The organism is Acinetobacter sp. A1-4-2, from assembly GCF_040233925.1.
Taxonomy (GTDB): domain Bacteria; phylum Pseudomonadota; class Gammaproteobacteria; order Pseudomonadales; family Moraxellaceae; genus Acinetobacter.
This window is the reverse complement of sequence record NZ_CP157981.1, coordinates 631269-651090: the sequence shown is the minus strand read 5'-3', so window position 1 is coordinate 651090 and position 19822 is coordinate 631269. Positions and strand designations below refer to the sequence as shown.

The window sequence follows — 19822 nt, the reverse complement described above, 5'->3', positions numbered from 1 at the left end:
GACTAAACCTATAATTTAAAAATAAAAAGTTTTTTAAATCACGGTCAAGCTTTAGGGGGACGTAAAATCTGCTGCCAGAAACCGCTTAAATGCTGGGCGGAATAAGCAAAATTCAGCTGTGGATGTTCGGGAACAGGATTTAAATTGGCAAAACTCGGACTTTGCGCATCCAGCCAGGTGCCCAGACTTTGACAATGCAACTGTAGGCAATCATTACAACTGAAATGTTGCTGTTGATCGCTCATGCCCTGATGACAATCCAGATCATGGGACACGTTTACCTGTTCGACAGGATGCTGCTGTATATGCGGTTGAGTATTGGCTGAATCATGACAACCTGACATGGCCGCCATAGGCATTTTATCTTCATGCTGAATCGCCAATTCACTCATCATTTGCTGATGCATCGGCTGTTCAAATGCCAAGACGGCATTGCTCCACCCGATGGCAAAAACCATCAGGAACACAAACCAAGCCTGTTTGCGTAATGAAGTGAGCACAGTATTGTCCTTAGCCAATCCACAATAAAAGATAAATCATGTTATTTTGATTTCAGTCTAACATCATATGCACGATACAAGTTATACACAATTTTTAAATTTATGCTAAACAGTGTCAAGTCCGGTTAAATAATGCCAACTTAAACAATAAAGTTATTTTTTAAACAGTTTTATTTTTAAGCACCGATGAATAAAGCATCATATTTTTTAATAGCTTAACAAGCTAAAAAAGGACTCATTTGAGTCCTTTTTATACATTTAACGTCTAATTATTAAACTATTGATCTACAATTGTTTATAAACTAATCAAGTTATCCATACAGTTATCTACACAGATATCCATACGGTTATCCATAAGGTTATCCACAACTTAGCAATCATTAATTGTAGATTATTAGAGATTAACTGAGCCTACTTTTGCCAGTTCTGAACGCATTTCATCAATGACAGCTTGATAATCCGGCTTGCCAAAAATAGCAGAACCGGCAACAAACATATCTGCACCGGCTTCTGCAATTTCGCGAATATTGGCTGGTGTCACCCCACCATCCACTTCCAAACGGATGTCACGACCCGAGGCATCAATAATTTTGCGTGCTTGACGTAGTTTATCCAAAGTCATGGGAATAAATTTCTGACCGCCAAAGCCCGGGTTGACGCTCATTAACAAAACCTGATCGACTTTGTCCAGCACATAGTCCAGATAATGCAATGGCGTAGCTGGATTAAACACCAGACCAGCTTTGGCACCGCCCGATTTGATTAACTGTAATGAACGGTCAATATGATCCGAAGCTTCCGGGTGGAAGGTAATAATATCAGCACCGGCTTCAAGGAAATCACCAATCATACGGTCTACCGGCGACACCATCAGATGCACATCAATTGGCGCCTGAATACCATATTTTTTTAATGCTTTGCACACACCTGCCCCAAAAGTCAGGTTAGGTACGTAATGGTTATCCATGACATCAAAATGTACGACATCTGCACCTGCAGCAAGCACATTTTCAACCTCTTCACCTAAACGGGCAAAGTCAGCAGATAAAATGGAAGGTGCAATTAAATATGGCTTGGACATGGAGAGAACCTGGCTATGCATTTGAATTGATTTTTCACATTATAACAAATTGCATCTTAGTGCTGTGATTCAATCCTGTTTATTCACGCATTGATGACAGCAAAAAATAAGGAGCTTTTATAGCACTGCTGTCCCATAGTTGAATTGCAGGTGTTAGATTTGTGAGTGTGGCAAAGATGCCACACATTCCCCATCACGACAGGATGTCTGTGTATGGGGAATAAAGACTTTTGCCTACTTTTGGTCTGTCAAAAGTAGGGTTCAGTCTACACAAAGTTACTTAAACTTTTAAAGAAAGGACAAGGCTGTGAAAAAAATTAAATATGATTTGCTTTAATATAAAATGTCATCATATTGATTCGGTGCTGAAATAAAATTTAAATTATGGGACAGTAGTGGCTGTTATAGCTCCCTGTTTTTTGAATAAATCTGATGTCCAATCAGATATTATACATCAAGTTGTACCGCATGAAACTGCAGATGGTCATCCATAAAGGTCTGAATAAAGTAATAACCATGATCATAACCGGCATGTTCACGCAAGGTCAGGGACTGACCTACTTCGGCACAGGCCTGTTTGAATAAGGCCGGATTCAGCTGGCTATAGAACTGGTCCTTAGCCCCCTGATCAATCAGAATCTCCTGAAACAAGGCACCTTTAGACTGAACCAGAGCCGTTGCATCATGCTTTTTCCATTCTGTCTGGTCAGCACCTAAATAATTGGAAAAGGCTTTCTCACCCCACGGACATTGGCTCGGTGCGCAAATCGGGGCAAAAGCGGATACCGATTTAAATTTTTCCGGGTATTTAAATGCCAGTGTCAGTGCACCATGTCCGCCCATGGAATGCCCGAAGATGCCTATCGCATCCACTTGCAATGGAAAGTTTTGTATCACCACACCATAAAGCTCATCGGCAATGAAGCTTTCCATTTGATAATGCTCAGCCCAAGGAGCTTGAGTAGCATTGATATAAAATCCGGCACCCTGACCGATGTCCCAGGAATCTCCTGCTGCCACCTGCTCGCCTCGGGGTGAGGTATCCGGACTAATCAGGATTAAACCCAGTTGTGCTGCTAAACGTTGTGCATGCGCTTTAATGGCGAAGGTTTCTTCAGTACAGGTCAGACCCGCCAGATAAAACAGGGCTGGACAGGGCTGACCTGTTAAGGCCTGATGGGGCAAGAAAATTCCAAATTTCACCTGCCCTTTTAAGCTCTTGGAATTAAAAGCATAAATTCGCTGTTCCCCATCAAAGCATCGATTAACTTGCGTTAATTCCATCGTTATTTTCCTTATTGTGCTGCCACACTTAATTGTGGGGTTTCTATTTTCATATCTGTCTGAGTTGTAGCTGGAAATAAGCGTTGCTCGAGTTGCGGCAACATAAATTCCATATTCTTGCCAATCGACCATTGCGGTTCAGAGGCTTCAAATCCTTGTGCTGTTTCCCATTGTGCCACTGTTTTTTTTGTCTGCTCAAAAGCACTTTCTATAGACATCTGCTCGCGCATGGCCTGATCAAAGAAAGCTCGTCCAAAATAAGTATAATCGGCTTCACTCGAACAGCCAAACGATGCCCGATCAGCCGCAGATGCGGTAATAATCAAGGTATTATCATCCTGCAAAGCGGGAACAAAACTCCCCGAATAACAGGCAGAAATTACGATTACTCGCCAACGGATGCCGGATTTATCCAGAGTATCTTTAAGCCATTTAGGATCGACATCATTTAAATCAATCGGGTCATTTTCCATTTCAAACTGATTCGGCAAACCATGTGAAGTCATGTATAAAAATAATACATCACTTTCTTTATTCATTTGCTGCCCGATACGGCGTAAAGCCATTTCCATACTGGTGCGTGAGGCAATCGGCATTTGAGTGCGGGTTTCAGGATTATTAATCAGGGCCATGGAGCGGCCAAAAGTCCCAAAACGGGTATCAAACTGTTCTTTAATCCGTTCAACTTCCGACTTAAACACATCCTGATAACCTGCCCCGGCAACGCCTAAAAAGTACCAGTGCGACTGGGCAAACTCCCCATACTGGATCGATTCCAGCGACTTGTTCAAGATCCGGTTTTGGGCATAAAAAGCATCTTCGGCAAATGTCGGCGGGCTTTCTTCAACTTTCCAGATCGGCTGGCTTTTCACCGACATTTGCCACACCACAAGGGTGAACAGTGTCGCAGCCACAATCAGTGCTCGCTCCCACCATGGCCATTTCAGTTCACGGGAAAAGACCCATACCACTGCCAGGCTCTGCCAGACGAACAGCACCATAAAGATAATCGGCAAATAGTCATACAATATATAAGGCAATACATCAATAAGGCCCAGATACTGGATCAGACTTTGCAATAAGGCGATATGGGTATCCAGTACCAGCCACAACAAGGCAGGTACCAGCATCAAACGTGGATTATTGATCCGCTGAGAAAGAAAAATACCGACGATGAGTGCAATAAAAGGCCATAAAGCATAACTGATCAGGCCTTGCGGGTTAAACTCACCCATCTCCTCCGCACTGAGCCAACTGAATAAACTGTTGGCACTGCCGCCTAAAATTCCCCAAAAAATCAGTTGCAGAATCGAGGGACGTACAATTTGCAAAGATCGGCGTGAACCCAGAAAAAGCCACATCCCGGCAGTTTGGTTGCTCTTAAAATCATGCCAAAAATTGATGGAGGGTTTAAAGTCGATCATAAGATTTTCGGGGGGCTTTAGCTCGCAGGTTTACACTCTAAGTTTATGCTTGATGGAATTTTTATCAATCCTGCTTTGGGACTATATAACAAATTAATGCACATTATTGAAACAATTACCAAACTACTCGGGAAAATGATGCTGAAAGTAGGCATCAAAACGACAGGCATCTCCCTGCCATTGATGATCCGGTTCCAGGTTAGCCAAATAGACAGCCAGACGCGGCCGCTTCACCACCACACGTTTTGCCACCTTTTGTGCCAGAGTTAACAAATTATCACCCAGATCCATTTCCCCATGTTCAGGCAATAACAGATGTAATAATTGCATCTGTTTTTTCACTTGTGCCTGTTTTTTAATGGCTTGTTGATTCTGGTCACGCTGGGGAAACATCGGATCAAGATAAACCACATCCACCACTCGCTTCTGTTCAGCCTGCTGCACTAAATAGTCGGCAGAATCAGAGAAAACCAGATGAATTCGTGACACTACTGAACTGAGAAAAGCATCATTTTGCGCATGTTTTTTGCTGTCTTCCAGTAAGGTAAACAAGACCGGATGCCGTTCAACCAGGGTGACATCAGCACCCAAATGGGCCATTAACAAACTGTCATGACCTAAACCGGCAGTCGCGTCAATTAATGTAGGCTTTTCACCCAGATTACAGGCACGTGCAATCATTTCAGATTTTAACGATGAACGTTTTAAACGCGGCACTTCAGCTTTCCAGTCGGGCTGCATCTTCATGCCATTGGCACACAACCACAGTCCCGATTCATCTACACATAAAGCCAGTTCCGGATTTAAACGTAAAAATCGGGCATTCAGCTTTTCAATGATCTCAACATTTACACTGACACCACGTGAAGAAAGCACAGCAGAATACTGCTGTGCTTGTGCTTGCAACTGAGCTTCTGTAAACAAATGCATTACCAAGAAACCCAGCCTGTCCACCAAGTTGCCAAAATAAACAGACCGAAACCTATGCGGTAGTATGCAAATGCAGTGAAATCATGTTTCGATACATAGCGAATTAATGCACGAATCACGATAAGTGCAGAAATAAATGCCACAATAATACCCACTGCTAGAACAGCCATATCATTGCTATGCAAATCAGCCCTCATTTTATACATATCGAGTAAACCAGCACCCATTAATACAGGAATACCCAGAAAGAAGGAAAATTCTGCTGCTGCTTTACGTGATACACCTAAAAATAAAGACCCGATAATGGTTGAACCTGAACGTGAAGTCCCTGGGAATAAGGCTAAACATTGAATCAAACCAATTAAAGTCGCTTGCTTATAGGTCAAGTCATCCACTTCTTGAGTTTCAATGCTATGCGGACGGCGTTCAGCCCATAAAATAATAAAACCACCCACAATTAAGGCAATCGCGACAGTAATTGCATTAAACAGGTACGCTTTGATGATATCGCCAAACGTTAAGCCGATAATGATGATTGGAATTGAAGCAATAATTAAGTTAATACTTAAACGGCGGCCCTGTTCTTGACCTTTTAAGCCACCGATTAAAGCGCCCCAAAGTTTGCCCCAGTACTCGTAAATCACCGCTGCAATTGCACCAATCTGTACTGCAACCGCAAACATATCTCTTTTTTCAATGGTCCAGAAATCTAAAAGCTGACCTGCTAAGATTAAATGCCCGGTACTTGAAATCGGTAGAAATTCAGTAATCCCCTCTACCAAGCCCATGATGGCCGCTTTAAATAATAATAAAAGATCCATATCTAACCTTAAGTTGCTTTAATTTGTTCTGGAATTTTTTTCCACGCATTATCACGTAAATACACTGGTAGTGCTTCTTCAGCTGCAACCCAATGCTGCTGTAATGCAGCAATACGTGCAATTTGTGCAATATCTTGTGCTGTGGCAACAATCTCTTTAAATTCTATAGCTTCAGGCTGAATTAAAGCTGAACCTGAACCGATAAGTTCAAATCTGACGGCCTGACTGGCAGCACTATAATTCAACAGTTGCTCTGTATCCACAGCCTGCATAATACCCTGCTGATCCAGCTGAAAACTCGCAATATAGACTTCATTCATACGCGCATCCAGTACTGCAGTCACTGCGGTTAAACCTGCCACACGGTATGCTGCCTGTGCCAGAGCTTGCAAGGTTGAAACAGGAACAACAGGTAGATCATTGGCCCATGCCAGGGCCTGAGTCACGGCAGCATTAATACGTACCCCACTAAAAGAACCGGGACCACGGCTAAATGCAATTGCAGTTAAGTCAGCAGCAGACAAGCCAAGCTGGGTAAAAGCCTGTTCGATCATTGGGAGAATCGTTTGCGTTTGTGCTTTTGCTCGCGCATCTAATTGAAAAAATAATTCTTGAGTGTCATCTACAATAGAAACGGAACACTGCTCATTGGCAGTTTCCAATGCCAGCAACTTCATGCACAACCTTAATTTATTTAAATATAAAAAACGTCGGATATCATACTCCACTCATGCGTGCGAGGCGAGATTTTCCATCTGCAGGATACAAAAAAGCCAAGCTCTCGCTTGGCTGAATATCTCGTTTCAAATCACAGTTCAACCGACTCTAAATGCTGAAAATTTTTGAAATGCTCGGCATAGTGCATGGCACTCATTTTTAATTTGGCTTCAGCCGCCTCATCCAAAGTTTTGACGATTTTTCCTGGTGAACCCATGACCACAGAATTGTCCGGAATCACCTTACCTTCTGGAATTAAGGCATTAGCACCAATAATACAATTTTTACCAATCACGGCATGATTTAAAATCACGCTATTAATGCCGATCAGCGTGTTATCTCCGACGGTGCAGCCATGCAACATGGCCTGATGGCCAATCGTGACATAGCTTCCAATATGCATTTCAATACCTGCATCGGTATGTAAAACGGCATTTTCCTGAACATTGGTAAAATCCCCCAACTTGATTTTACTGTTATCGCCCCGAATCACCGCGCCAAACCAGACACTGACCTGCTTGCCCATTTCTACCTGGCCGATAACGGTCGCATTATCTGCCACCCAGCCATCCCAAGGTTGATGCGTTGCTTGAGGTGTATATCCTTTAAATTTATAAATCATGAGGTGAAATTCCTTATTTACCGTATTTAATCTTATTGCTATGAAAAGTGGGCGAATTTAATAAAAATGGCCATTCCTTTTGATAATCCAAACCATACTGAAACAGTGAAACCAACATTCGTGCCGTCAATCCCCAAACCACCTCATTTTCCACGCGCATGCTGGGAAAATACAAAGACTGATGAGCATAACGCACTTCATAGGGAATGGGCGGTGCATTCATTAAGCTATTCAGTGATGCAAAAAAGATTCGATCAATTTCAGATGGTTGAGGAATAAGTTCCACTTCAGGCGGAATCAGCCCGACCACGGGTTTGACCAGCATCCCGTTGCGGGCTTTTTGCATGGGCAAATCGCCAATCAGTTGCACATCAAATGGATTCAGTGCGGTCTCTTCATAAGCTTCGCGCAAAGCCACCACAATATTACTGGTATCTTGCGGATCTCTTTTCCCCCCCGGAAAAGAAACTTCCCCGGCATGATTGGATAAATATAAAGAACGGCGCGTGAGCAAAACTTTGGGATCAGACTCATCAGTAATGGCAATTAATACAGCAGCATGAGCAGGCTTGATACGTGTAGAAAAGCGTAATCTGTGCTGTAATAATTGTATTAATGAGTAGTCATCCATGTGCTACTGCTCCTGCCTCATGCTTTATTTCATCATAGCTGAATTTTTATTCCAAAGGATAGAAATGATGCCAAAGTTGCATTTTTCAGTTATGCTGATCAACACCTTTATCATTGACGATGAATATGAATTTCTGTGTAATTTGCGGACATAAAACAACGGAAAAAATTCCACTCGGCGACCATCAATTACGCCGTGTTTGTACAAATTGTGGCAATATTCATTACGTCAATCCCAAAGTCATTTGCGGGGCACTAGTGCTTTGGGAAAATAAGGTTTTGCTGTGCCGCCGTGCCATTGAACCGCGTTATGGGCTATGGACCCTGCCCGCAGGTTATATGGAACTGTTTGAAACCATGGAACAGGGCGCTGCCAGAGAAACCCGCGAAGAGGCTGAAGCTGAAGTCGAAATTGAACAGCTGTACTGTATGTACAATATTCCCCGAATTGGACAAATTTACGTTCTGTTCAAGGCCAATCTCGTCAATGGCATATTCGGTGCTGGTGAAGAAACCATTGAGTCGCGTTTATTTGATGAACATGAAATTCCTTGGTCTGAACTGGCTTTTCCCAGCGTAGAACGGACCTTAAGACATTATTTTGAAGACCGTAAAACTGCTTCATTCAGCATGCATTTAGAAACTTTAGGTACCCGCTTAGATCATACCGGTTAAAGATGCGATAAATTTGCAATTTAATAAAAAGCCCATCATATGATGGGCTTTATTTTTTGCTTACTTCTTTTTGACTGTATAACACGGAGCCAAAGCAAAAGTTAAACTGCCTCCACTTAACTTCGCAAGATCTGCATCTTGAGAAGTGTGCGATGTATTATTGGTATTATAAACTTTCTGGAAACTTGATAATGAGTTTGCCCATTTTACCGTACCAACAGCAGAGTCTTTAAATGTAATATCAGCCGCACCCGAAGTAAGATTTAATAAGTTAGCTACATTAAGTAAAGCACCACCCACCACAATACTATCTCCAGATGTTGAAGTCTTGATATTGGTATTCATTCCCACTAAAGCACCGTCAATTTTTTTCAAGTTTGTATTTGCCAATACCATACGCAAGGAAATATTCTTATCATTAGTGAAAGCACGAGAAACTGTACCAATCCGGTATTGTTGAACTCCATACTGGTCTATATAAGTGGATGAATTAAAGCCTGTGGTATCACAAGCGCTTTTTCCTGAAGCCAACTCCTGATCCAAAGCAGTACTCATATCATCTTCAGTATAACCAGGTTTCATATTGGTTCGAATGTTGCCTTTTTCATCGATCACTATTCCCAATACAACGTCTTTCACGCTGGTATCGGTAAATTTAAAGGTCAAATTTGCGTACATCGGGAATATATAAGCTTCGCCAGATTTCACATTATTAATGGATTTAAAAACCCTTTTATCTAGATAAGTGATAGGAAAGGTTTTATATAAATCGAGTGTACCATTAAAATTTTCGCTACCAATGGTCTGCCTCCATAGACCAAAATCTAGCTTATCAGCTGCAGTGACCTCTGTTTTCCTAGTAAGCAACTTATAGAATGCTTCTTTGCCAGCAATCATATAATCATTATATAAAGTGCCCTGATAAATACTTAAAGGTGTAGTGACTTGATCGACCTGAAAATCAAAATTTTGATCAATTTTCTTGGTTACCGGATTAATCCAATGCTCTTGTGCATTTGCAGTCATTCGAATCGGTCGGGTGGTGGTCAGCAATTTGGTATTTAATCCACCTATCGTCGAAGTATCGCTAATGCCTGGACCACGCCATTGTATGCCACTACCAAAAGTATAACCGTCACGATCGGTAATCAACATGAAATGTCCTAACAGATGCTGCGTTGAGCTGTCCTGAGGATTACACGTATCTTTATTACAACCAACTAAACCATCTGAACCACTTAAACTACTAATCACTCCAGAGGTTGAAAATAATGAAAATTCCGGTTGATATACCCCGGCATTCGCAATATTCATCAACATACTGACAGTAGAAAATGCCTGCTCATTGGTTATATTTGAAATATTAATCCAAGGTTGGATCAATAATTCAAAATCGGAATCTGTGGTATTTGCAAAGGTTTCTTGAGGAATTGACTGACTGATTCTCTCCAAATCTACACGCATTTGATCCGTAATATATAAGGCTTGAATATCGGCTGGATCAGCAATCCCCCCATTTTGTAGCGCAAGTGCCTGTAATATTTTTGCCAACCGCATAGCGACCTTCACGGTGCTATCACTAGTATCCAGAGACTTAGCTGGTGTACCGGAAATTCCGGAGGCAATGTCCAAAATAGTCAAACGAGGCAATTGTGAAGTACTTACCTTGGCAATTTTATTTAGGTCTAGCGTTCCCAAATTAATTTGCTTATCTTTTTCCCCCTTCAGGAAGAAAGTAATTTTGTCACCGACTTTACATGCCCCGGTTGCTGCCCCATCTTTCAAATCTAAAGTGGTTACAAAGCTATTTTTAGTATCACTACTACAAGTAAAATTTAATCCATTTAATGGATAATCCAAGGCAAATCCAAGACATCCACTAGCACCTATCGTACACGTTCCATTCGTTGTACTACCTTCATAAACTTCAGGAATAACATTGGCACTTTCACCACCACACCCCGTTAAAGCTGCCATCAATGTGGTGAGGGCAAAAGGGAGTAAATATTTATTTTTCATCCGAGTTCTCTTCTTATATCCTTAGCGAATTGCTATTAATTTTAATTGACCCTGATTGGTGAGTGCTTTGTTTTCTAGATCTATCGCACTGGCTAAAGGAGTCAACAACATATATCGGCTTTGAGAAGGAATATGAATGATTCCTTCAATTTTTTCATGGCTAGTAAATGACTCGGCAGTTTCATGATTTTTAAAGCCTCCTGCTCCCTCAAGTACACATCCATTGGTATCTAGAAAAACCACAAATGGCCAATAAAAGGTCGGATTCTGTTGCCGCGAAGCATAAGAGTTAATCTGCACATTCTGAATTGCATTGGAAATCTTCACAATTTCAAAATCAAAATGCTCTTTTAATGGTGCACGTGGCCAGACATTGACTTCCTTATCCAGACTGACTGTTTTCGCATTTTTAATTTTTTTGTCCTGAATACATTGTTGACCTAAACTATTCACAGCATCAGCCTGGGAAACCCGGTAATAAGTCGATGACAAGGTAATAGGACCACTATCCTGTTTTTGATTCTTTTTAAAAAATGATTGCAGCAGAGATTTACTCACCCCTTTTTCACGCTCGACCATTTGTAAGCGTGTCGCTCCATGCTTGGTATCAATGATGCCTTCCGGCATAGCATAAAAACGTTTTTTCCCTTCCAGATTAAATTCCTTGTCTTCCAGGTATTCATTTTTTATATATTGCGTACCATCAACCGTGACATAGTTTTCTGCATCTTTAGCTTCTTTCAGTTCTTTAGGCGTACTGGTAGCGAGAGGTACAATTTCTTCCACCTTTTTAGGCAGGGGTTGAGGCTGTGCTAAAACTTTTTGCTTTTTCTCAGTTTCAGGTTCTAGATAGGTCGATTGCGGTATTTTAGCTGTATCTACTTGGGTAGAAGCTTTTTTTGTAGGGCTTTGGATTGCTACTTTATTTTTCACCGGTAATTGCGATAATGGTGTAGTTTGAGTTGTAATAACCTTGATGTCTGGCTGATTATTGGCGGAATGAGTGACCGAGTGAGTTTCTTGAACTCTCCTCTCTACTGAGGAAGATTTACTTCCTTCAGTTTCTTTATTTTTGGGCGCAGATTCTTGTTGCACGACCATAGGCCTACCATCTGGCCCAATAATGGTGTAAAACTCTCCCGCATGAGAAAAAGATACCTGCACCACACATAGCGTAAGTATCGATTTCACCCATAAATTCCCTTTCATTATTTTCAATTTCTCTACCATCGTGTTCTATAGTTCAAGCCTAAAATTGTGACTTTGGTATTCGTTTTAACATTTAAACCTGCATATGGATTTAGTAGAATATTATTCACACCCGTTTGGTTTGCTAAACTACTGGTATTTGCTGGAATGTTATCTTTACTGCGTAAGAAACCAATCGATAAATCCAGATCGGTATCTGCATCGAAACGATAACCGACCCCCAAGCCAAACAATTGTGCATTGTTAATCGGCACCATTGTATTTCGCTTATTATCAGGAATTGCACTAGTACGCGGTTCATATCCGGCACGTAATTTCAGACGATCTGTTGCAGAATATTCCAGACCTATCCCATAATTCCAAGGTGAAGTAAATTGCAGTGGAAGTGCCAGAGAAGAATCACCAATATTTTCAGAAAGTAATTTGGCAATTTTTAATGCTGAAATTTGTCGGTCAAATTCAAATTTAAACTTGTCCCACGCTTTATAGTCTGTCCAGCCCACATCAAAATTGACTTGTAAATCAGGTAAAAGCTTATATTTTATTCCTGCTTGAAAATGGGCTGGATATTCAAAATCCATTGAAACCAGACCTGACTCACTTGCAGGAATATTATTAGGAAACCCCAAAATTGCCGCAAGAATTTGACCTGTAGGAGATGACATTAAACCATTGATCAGCTCACGTGGTGCCTTTGCGTTATCAATGTGATATTTACCTTTCAAACGCATTTTTGCCGCACTTTGATATACCATACCAAAGCTAAAATCCTCAGTCGGTTCCCACAATACGCCCAGGTTATAACTTGGGCTAAGTGATTGTTCCAGAGCAAGCTGCATTTGCCCGAACCTGCCAAATGGGTTCATACCTTCTTGGGCATTACATATACCTAACAACAGAATGTCAGTAATAATGTCCGAGTTTTCTTTAAAAGGTGTACAAACGACTTCATCAATCATTCGTAACATACCAATTAATTCATTGGGAAAACGCAAATCCGTTTTTAAACCAATGGCTTGATATGACATGCCTATAGAAGCACCCACGGATAACTCATCATTCACTTGATAGGCAATAGATGGAGATAAATAGGTAATCCTTTCTAGAGCAACCTGTTGCCCCATGTAATTCGCAGGATTGCCATTTTCCGCACCAAAACCGGCAACCAAAGGTGCATACATTGCAGTTGCAAAAGTTGTTTTTGAACCTGGTGGATTGTAAGCAATGCCTGCTGTAGGTGCAGCCATGGGTAGACCTTCACCAAGATCCACCATTTTTTTTAATACTGGGACGTATAGACTGACGTATTCAACATCCCCATTCACTGTGCCTTTAAAGTCTGTACATAAATCGGAAGAAATCTCTGGCCCGTCATTACACACCATCGGGTCATCTGAATAGCCAAATACGTTATAACCAGCAGGAACAGAAAATTCCCGTTGGATATCAAAATTAGCAAGAATCCCCTGCACATCGGTTTGCAGACCTTCAATTTTGGTCAAAGCTGCAGGGTTAAAATGAATTGCACTAATACCAGGAGGATCTGCAGTAACCGCATTTCCCATACTCAATGATCTGACATCAACAGATAAGTTGGTACCTAATTGAGCGAAAGTTGCACTTGAACAGCCCGAGACGATAATTGCTGCAGCTAACGGGCGAAGTCGAATCTTATACATACGACTACCCTCTTAGCGTAGTTTCTTACCGAAACCTAAAATATCCAGTGGGAATGACAAACCTAAAGATACATCTGGCGCATCTTCTGTCAGGCCTATACCCACAGTCCCATTGACAATAGTTTCAGGTGAAACACGAACACCCAATGAAATTGCTAAAGTGGAGCTGGTCTGGTCAGCTGGTGAATAACTCTCACCAGAAGTATAAGTAAATTCTGAACCGGTATTAAAACTTTGCTGATATGACATCGTCATAGACACATCATAGTTAAATGAATAGGCAAAACCTAAAGCAAAACCTCCACTGATCCCAGGTTGAAACTCATCCAGTACTCGTAAACCACGACGTTGATTTAAACCCGTTTCTTTAAAGCCATAATTGGCAGATACGGAAGCAAACAATACCACTGGATCGATATATTTACGCGTACTTGCACCAATCCCTGCAGAGTAATAACCTTTACCGGTTGCTAGATCATTAGTCGCATTAATTTCATAAGGACTATCACCAGTTTTAGTAGAAATATTACCGAATAAGATCAGGGGTAGTCTGCCAGCTTTGAGAGGGAAAGGCTCCCAACGCGTACCAAAAGAAATATCACCTAGACCTGCTGTAGAAGTATCTTTTAATAAATCTGTTTTAGCGACTAAAGGTACTGAAGCCGTAAAGGTTAAATTATCTAGAATGCCATACTGCGCAGTAAATGTATTGGTAACAGAATGGGTCGCATTTTCTTGAACACGGAGTTGATACAGTTGTCCACTCGCCATTTCAGCATCAATCTGTGTATCACGATAATAGGTATAATCAATATCGTAATAAGATGAAATCTCACCTTTTTTAATTAAAGAATATTGTCTTTCATTTGAGGTAAAGACTTCTTGTAAGTTAGCTTCTTTACTTGCATCCCCTTCTTGCTGCTGTAAAGCAGAAGAAGCTTGCTCATTTGCATTAACAGGTTGTGGCTGTGCCACTGGAACACTATCGGCAGATGTGGTTGCTGCTGGCTCTTCAACCTGTTCATCAACCATTTCATATTCACCGAGTGCTGACTCTTCCACTTGAACATTTGCGGTTACTTCAGGTTGTACATTTGCAGACTGTGATGCTGTAGATTGAACTTTTGTTTCCTGCTGATCTACAACCTCGTATTCTCCGAGTGCCGGTTCTTCAGCTGCATATACCACCCCTATTGCCATTTGAACACTCAAAGCCAATAAAGTTTTGTTCATCCATTTACGATTCATATTCCATCCCACCATTTTTATTTTTTTAATCTACTTACTTTTATACTTTATTTACTTTTGTAATAAAGACGTAAAAAATTATATGTCGATTCCCCAAATTTTTCCGAGTCTTCATTTAAATTCTTGTCTAAACGAATCGTTGATGCCTTATCGGCAATTTTATCCATATAGAACTGCGGATATTGCATGTTAACGAAAGCATAGCGATTAACGGTTGCATCTTCGACATGTCGTAAGTCTGTATCCTGAAGTGCTAATAAACTTTTTCTCTTTTCAGGTGCGACATTAATTAAAAATAGGGTGTTGTTTTCCCAGATATCCTTGAAACGTGTTTCATCGAAACTAATATTACCCACTGCAGGATCAGCTACATAAACACGGCCATTCTTGTATGCTTTAAACACCACAAAATGTTTAAATCCTGCATAAGAAATTGGCACAATGGCTGGTTGTCCCTGTTTCACTAAATCGGAAAATTCGCCTTTATATCCCCCGCTTTCGAAACCGATTGCTCCGACAAAGCGTTTCATATCAAGTAAGGAAAAACTACGTCGCTCAACGATTTTCTCGGTCTCACCAAATTTAAGCAAACCATTCATAACTTGTTGTTCTGTCATGGTTACACCAACATCAACATAACCATTTAACAAGGTCGTTAATGCTGCTGATCCACAGCTATAGTCATAAGCTTGACGTACAATACCCCTAAATTGATCTTCTACAGCAGGTTTAATGAGGACTGCTTCTCTATGCATTCGAGTGAATGAATCTTGGCGAGAGTCTAAGGTTTCAGTGTAATACACAGCTTCCGCTGGCTTTTTTTTAATTTCAAAGGCTTCTTTGGCAGCGTAATACATCAATGCCGAGCCTAACGCGATCTCTAACATATCTTCTGACTTTTCTAGTTATCGGCATGACGTGCCTTTGCTCATTATTTTTCTAGAGTTATTACTCTACATCCATGTAAAAAGGAAGATAACCTTTTTTATAAAAAAAAACAGCTTTTTTTTAGTTTATTTGAAAAATTTAACATTATTTTTGTAAAAAAAAGCGCGTGTAAACACGCGCTTTTTGACACGGAAACTTAGTGACCGCGAATTGTAATGATCGCGCCTGGTACATATTGACCTTGTGCTGGGCTGAAGTAAGTTTGCATACCTTGAACTTCTACATCACCGATAGAAGCAGCAGTCTTGCTACCCAAATGAATGGCTTTAACGTAATTATCGTGCGCGCCACTTGTGCTCACAATACGTACATAACCTTTATTAGCACCTTCTTCACCAAACACACTGATAGATTGATTAAGTGTTAAATTTGTAGAGTTTGCATCTGCAACCTTGATGCTCTCAACAAAAATTTCACCGGCTGCACGCGTTGCAGTTTTGGTTGAGTTATCCAAGATACCCAAATTTGTGATCTCTAAACCACCAACCATAGTTGTATTCAACTTAATCATTGCGCCTTGCGGTGCAGCACCTAATTGGATGTTTGCAGCCATTTGACCAGTTTTTACAGAAAGACCTGATAGAATCGCGTTTTCAGTGCCGGTACCACCACGGCGGATATTTGCTGCACCAGCAGCTGGAGCAGCAGCCGATCCAACTACACCAATCTCGCCGATGTTAATATCTAGGCCTGATACTTGTGCAGCGATGTTGATGAATGGATTGCCGCCACCTGCATCTGAGTCAATTGTTAAGTCTGCCAAGTTACGGCTAGCAAGTAAATAAGCACCGCTATTATCGTAGTTTGCACCAATTACAATACCATTAGTTGCAGTAGCACCAGTCCCGTTTCCTTTAATATAAATTGCACCAGCTGCACCAGTACCACCAAAACCAGGTTGACCTGCTGTTCCAGCTGCAGCTAAACCATCGTTATCGTGAATGAATAATTTTTCGATTTCGATTTTTGAAATACCGATCCCAATGCTTAAACCATCTTGACCAGTAGTAGCACCCAATGAAGTATCATCCATTGCTTGCATTGCCATCGCATTTGCGCTGATTGCTAATGAAGAAACTAAAGCAAGTTTAGTAAATTTTTTCATTTCGTACTCTCCCAAGAGTATTATTTTTTTTGATTGTTAACTACTCGATTTCACTGATTGTTTTTTATTTTTTGACAATAGTGAGGCTTTCCTTGAGCAGCTGGTTTGCCCTAGCTAAGTTATCTCTGTGTCATTTTTTGTTCAACTGCTGTTGGTCGCAATCTGCATGTTACCGATAAACGGTATTTACAGTTTTTATGCATCAACAATGTTATAGAATAGACCATCTATGTATCGAATTTATTAAGTCACGTCGTATGAATGAGCCTGTTTTTTTTCAAAAATTGCTGACCAAGCAACAGCTTAATCCTACTAAAATTCTTTTATGCTTATCGCATCTTAACCATGTGGTTTACTTAAAAAATGTAAAGCAACCTGTCATTGCAATTTTGGCTTCTGAATATATGCTGATGCAAAATAACAAAATTCAGAAATTTACCAGAACATCGTTAAACCAATATCAACAAAAAAATAAACCAATTGATTTCAATCAATTTTTTAAGCAGGATTTGCAAAATCATACCTCCGATTTCAATGGGGGTTTAATCGGTTTTATCAGTTATGATGAAGCTGCCCAACAACACGTCAAGATTCAATCCAAGAACCAGCCCTCTTTATTTTTAGGCATTTATTGCAGCTATATTAAACTGACCGATCAAGGCTGGACCTTTTTTAGTCATGAACATGAGGCTGAAGCGATCTTTCAGGTACTTCAAAATGCCTTGCAAAACAAAAACAAGCCAAGTAAAGAAAATCAAAATTTCACCCTCACTCGACCTTGTACCGCACGGTGGACTAAAAAACAGTATGTGAATGCCTTTAATCAGATTCAAGATTACATTCAGGCAGGTGACTGTTATCAAATTAATTTAACTCAAGAATTTACAACCAAAGCACAAGGTTTGTTGTTAGATACAGCAGAAGCGTTTTGGCAATTGACTGATGCACCTTATTCAGGTTATCTCAAAATCAATGATTTTGAATTATTAAGCTGCTCTCCCGAACTGTTTATCGAGTTTGAAGCAAATCGGAAAATCACCACAAAACCGATTAAAGGCACTATGCCCAGATATTTAGATGTTGCACAAGATGAGCAATCCAAGCAAAGCTTAATTCACTCTAAAAAAGACCAAGCCGAAAATGTAATGATTGTGGATTTACTGCGTAATGATTTGAGCGTATACGCTGAAACAGGCTCTGTTAAAACACCAAAACTTTTTGAAATTGAGTCATTTAATCAAGTTCATCATATGGTGAGTGAAGTGACTGCTAGATTAAGGCAAGATATCAATCCTTTTCACGTTCTGATGTCAGCTCTTCCGGGCGGTTCAATAACAGGCGCTCCCAAAATTCGTGCCATGCAAATTATAGAGGAACTTGAAGGTGCTCCACGTGGTGCCTACTGTGGTTCGATGGGTTATTTCAATTTTGATGGTACAGGTTCATGGAATATTCTGATTCGCTCGATTCAAAAATATCAGGAGGATGTTTCTGTTTGGGCCGGTGGTGGTATCACCATTGCATCTGATTGCGATGCCGAATATCAGGAATGTTTTGATAAAGTTTCTGCCATGCTGGATTTGCTCAATACCTGGTATAAGCCAAATCAACAAAAAAGCGATTCCTGAGAATCGCTTTTTTGACTTCAAATCCCTCTTCCCTTTATAAAAGGTGAGGAACACTGCTCCACAAGGGAGGGGTTTAATTAAGCTAAAATATCATTTCTCAAGGTATCGACTAAACGCTGGTTTTGCTCGTCTGTACCAATAGTAATACGCAGGAACTGGTTGATACGGGGCTTATTAAAATAACGTACGATAATGCCACGTTCGCGCAATTCAGCAGCAAGCTCAGCTGCATCTCTACTCGCTAATGACGCAAAAATAAAGTTTGCACTCGATGGCAAAACTTTAAAGCCAAGCTCAGCCAATTGGGCAACCAACTTTTCACGGCTTGCAATCACTTTCTCATTTTGCGCTTCGAAGTATTCTTGATCTTCAAAAGATGCTACAGCTGCTGCAATCGCAAAACGATCGATCGGATAAGAATTAAAACTGTTCTTCACCGCTTCAAGGGCAGCGATTAAATGTGGCTGTGCAATGGCAAAACCGACACGTAATCCCGCCAGTGAACGAGACTTAGATGTAGTTTGGCAAACCACCAAGTTATCGTATTTCTCAACCAGTTTTACCGCCGATTCAGCACCGAAATCCACATAAGCTTCATCAATGACGACCACTGAATCTGGATTGGCCTGAAGCACATCTTCAATGGCTGACAAACCCAGTGCGATACTGGTCGGCGCATTCGGATTGGTAATAATAATCCCGCCATTGGCTTGTTTATAATCATCCACCACAATTTCAAAATCATCATTCAATGGCAAAACTTTGGTTTTTACCCCAAAGAACTGACTGTAAACCGGATAAAAACTATAGGTAATGTCCGGATAAAGCACTGGCAACTCTTGGACAAAAAATGCTTTGAAGATATGTGCCAATACTTCATCAGAACCATTGCCAACAAATACATGATCTACCGAGACATGTTGCTGTTTGGCAATCGCCTGTTTTAAAGCAGATGCATCTGGGTCTGGATATAAACGCAGCACATCTGCTGAATTGGCCAATACCGCTTGAACCGCTTCGACCACTTTTGGTGATGGCGGATAGGGATTTTCATTGGTATTGAGTTTTAATAAGTTTTGGATTTTGGGTTGTTCACCTGGTACGTAAGGTTCGAGTTCACGTACTTCAGGACTCCAAAAACGCATTTGTTTTGTGGTGATGGTCGACATTTTATTTTCTCTTATTTCCCTCTCCTAACCTCTCTTGCGCTTTGCTTTAAAGCAATATTTAAAGCTCACTCAGGGAGCGGAATCTACACCTCATGAAGATAGAATCAAACGTCAAAGTCATTCTCATCATATG

At 40.8% G+C, this 19822-nt stretch carries 18 protein-coding genes; 2 read left to right on the top strand and 16 right to left on the bottom strand.

The annotated features are described in order from the left end of the window. Positions 1-44 precede the first annotated feature (44 nt). The 9 genes from ABJ384_RS03145 to ABJ384_RS03105 all read right to left on the bottom strand — a co-directional run bounded on the left by ABJ384_RS03145 (position 45) and on the right by ABJ384_RS03105 (position 8010). On the bottom strand, positions 45-500 hold the full coding sequence (locus ABJ384_RS03145; RefSeq protein ID WP_349928788.1) for a hypothetical protein: 456 nt from the start codon (positions 498-500) through the stop codon (positions 45-47). 394 nt (positions 501-894) lie between these two features. Further along, entirely contained in the window at positions 895-1581 is a 687-nt protein-coding gene (gene rpe, locus ABJ384_RS03140; RefSeq protein ID WP_349928787.1) for a ribulose-phosphate 3-epimerase, read from the bottom strand. 447 nt (positions 1582-2028) lie between these two features. Further along, positions 2029-2865, bottom strand: coding sequence for an S-formylglutathione hydrolase (gene fghA / locus ABJ384_RS03135; protein ID WP_349928786.1), 837 nt, complete (start codon positions 2863-2865; stop codon positions 2029-2031). Positions 2866-2876: 11 nt separating this feature from the next. After that, positions 2877-4289: a C13 family peptidase gene (locus tag ABJ384_RS03130; RefSeq protein ID WP_349928784.1), complete on the bottom strand. Its 1413-nt coding sequence runs from the start codon at positions 4287-4289 to the stop codon at positions 2877-2879. 123 nt (positions 4290-4412) lie between these two features. After that, positions 4413-5219, bottom strand: coding sequence for a class I SAM-dependent methyltransferase (locus tag ABJ384_RS03125; protein WP_349928783.1), 807 nt, complete (start codon positions 5217-5219; stop codon positions 4413-4415). Then, positions 5219-6040 (bottom strand): undecaprenyl-diphosphate phosphatase, encoded by an 822-nt coding sequence (locus ABJ384_RS03120; RefSeq protein ID WP_086197691.1) that lies wholly within the window; start codon positions 6038-6040, stop codon positions 5219-5221. The genes ABJ384_RS03125 and ABJ384_RS03120 overlap by 1 nt, the downstream gene beginning before the upstream one ends. 8 nt (positions 6041-6048) lie before the next feature. Continuing rightward, positions 6049-6717 carry a tRNA (adenosine(37)-N6)-threonylcarbamoyltransferase complex dimerization subunit type 1 TsaB gene (gene tsaB, locus ABJ384_RS03115; RefSeq protein ID WP_349928782.1) on the bottom strand — a complete coding sequence of 223 codons (669 nt, stop codon included), beginning with the start codon at positions 6715-6717 and terminating at the stop codon, positions 6049-6051. A 131-nt stretch (positions 6718-6848) separates the two neighbouring features. Beyond that, a complete protein-coding gene (locus ABJ384_RS03110; protein WP_349928781.1) occupies positions 6849-7379 on the bottom strand; it encodes a gamma carbonic anhydrase family protein in 531 nt (176 codons plus the stop codon). Positions 7380-7392: 13 nt separating this feature from the next. Continuing rightward, positions 7393-8010, bottom strand: a complete 618-nt coding sequence (locus ABJ384_RS03105; RefSeq protein ID WP_349928780.1) for a CoA pyrophosphatase — start codon at positions 8008-8010, stop codon at positions 7393-7395. Positions 8011-8135: 125 nt separating this feature from the next. Here ABJ384_RS03105 and ABJ384_RS03100 point away from each other — a divergent pair, with 125 nt between their 5' ends. Further along, positions 8136-8684 carry an NUDIX hydrolase gene (locus tag ABJ384_RS03100; protein ID WP_349929696.1) on the top strand — a complete coding sequence of 183 codons (549 nt, stop codon included), beginning with the start codon at positions 8136-8138 and terminating at the stop codon, positions 8682-8684. 60 nt (positions 8685-8744) lie between these two features. On the opposite strand, the gene ABJ384_RS03095 is transcribed toward ABJ384_RS03100, so the two are convergent. The 6 genes from ABJ384_RS03095 to ABJ384_RS03070 form a co-directional block, all read right to left on the bottom strand. Next, a complete protein-coding gene (locus ABJ384_RS03095; protein ID WP_349928778.1) occupies positions 8745-10703 on the bottom strand; it encodes a hypothetical protein in 1959 nt (652 codons plus the stop codon). A 21-nt stretch (positions 10704-10724) separates the two neighbouring features. Continuing rightward, entirely contained in the window at positions 10725-11894 is a 1170-nt protein-coding gene (gene filE, locus ABJ384_RS03090) for a putative pilus assembly protein FilE (RefSeq protein WP_349928777.1), read from the bottom strand. Between the two features lie 32 nt (positions 11895-11926). Beyond that, on the bottom strand, positions 11927-13591 hold the full coding sequence (locus tag ABJ384_RS03085; protein ID WP_180042531.1) for an outer membrane protein transport protein: 1665 nt from the start codon (positions 13589-13591) through the stop codon (positions 11927-11929). A gap of 12 nt (positions 13592-13603) precedes the next feature. Then, positions 13604-14839 (bottom strand): hypothetical protein, encoded by a 1236-nt coding sequence (locus tag ABJ384_RS03080; protein ID WP_349928776.1) that lies wholly within the window; start codon positions 14837-14839, stop codon positions 13604-13606. A 47-nt stretch (positions 14840-14886) separates the two neighbouring features. Beyond that, positions 14887-15726 carry a C39 family peptidase gene (locus ABJ384_RS03075; protein WP_086197700.1) on the bottom strand — a complete coding sequence of 280 codons (840 nt, stop codon included), beginning with the start codon at positions 15724-15726 and terminating at the stop codon, positions 14887-14889. A gap of 197 nt (positions 15727-15923) precedes the next feature. Then, entirely contained in the window at positions 15924-16892 is a 969-nt protein-coding gene (locus ABJ384_RS03070) for a DUF6160 family protein (RefSeq protein WP_086197701.1), read from the bottom strand. A 257-nt stretch (positions 16893-17149) separates the two neighbouring features. On the opposite strand from ABJ384_RS03070, the gene pabB reads away from it, so the two are divergent. Next, a complete protein-coding gene (gene pabB / locus ABJ384_RS03065) occupies positions 17150-18520 on the top strand; it encodes an aminodeoxychorismate synthase component I (RefSeq protein ID WP_349928775.1) in 1371 nt (456 codons plus the stop codon). A gap of 77 nt (positions 18521-18597) precedes the next feature. Here the strand turns inward: pabB and hisC are convergent, their stop codons facing one another. Next, positions 18598-19689, bottom strand: a complete 1092-nt coding sequence (gene hisC, locus ABJ384_RS03060; protein WP_349928774.1) for a histidinol-phosphate transaminase — start codon at positions 19687-19689, stop codon at positions 18598-18600. Positions 19690-19822 lie beyond the last annotated feature (133 nt).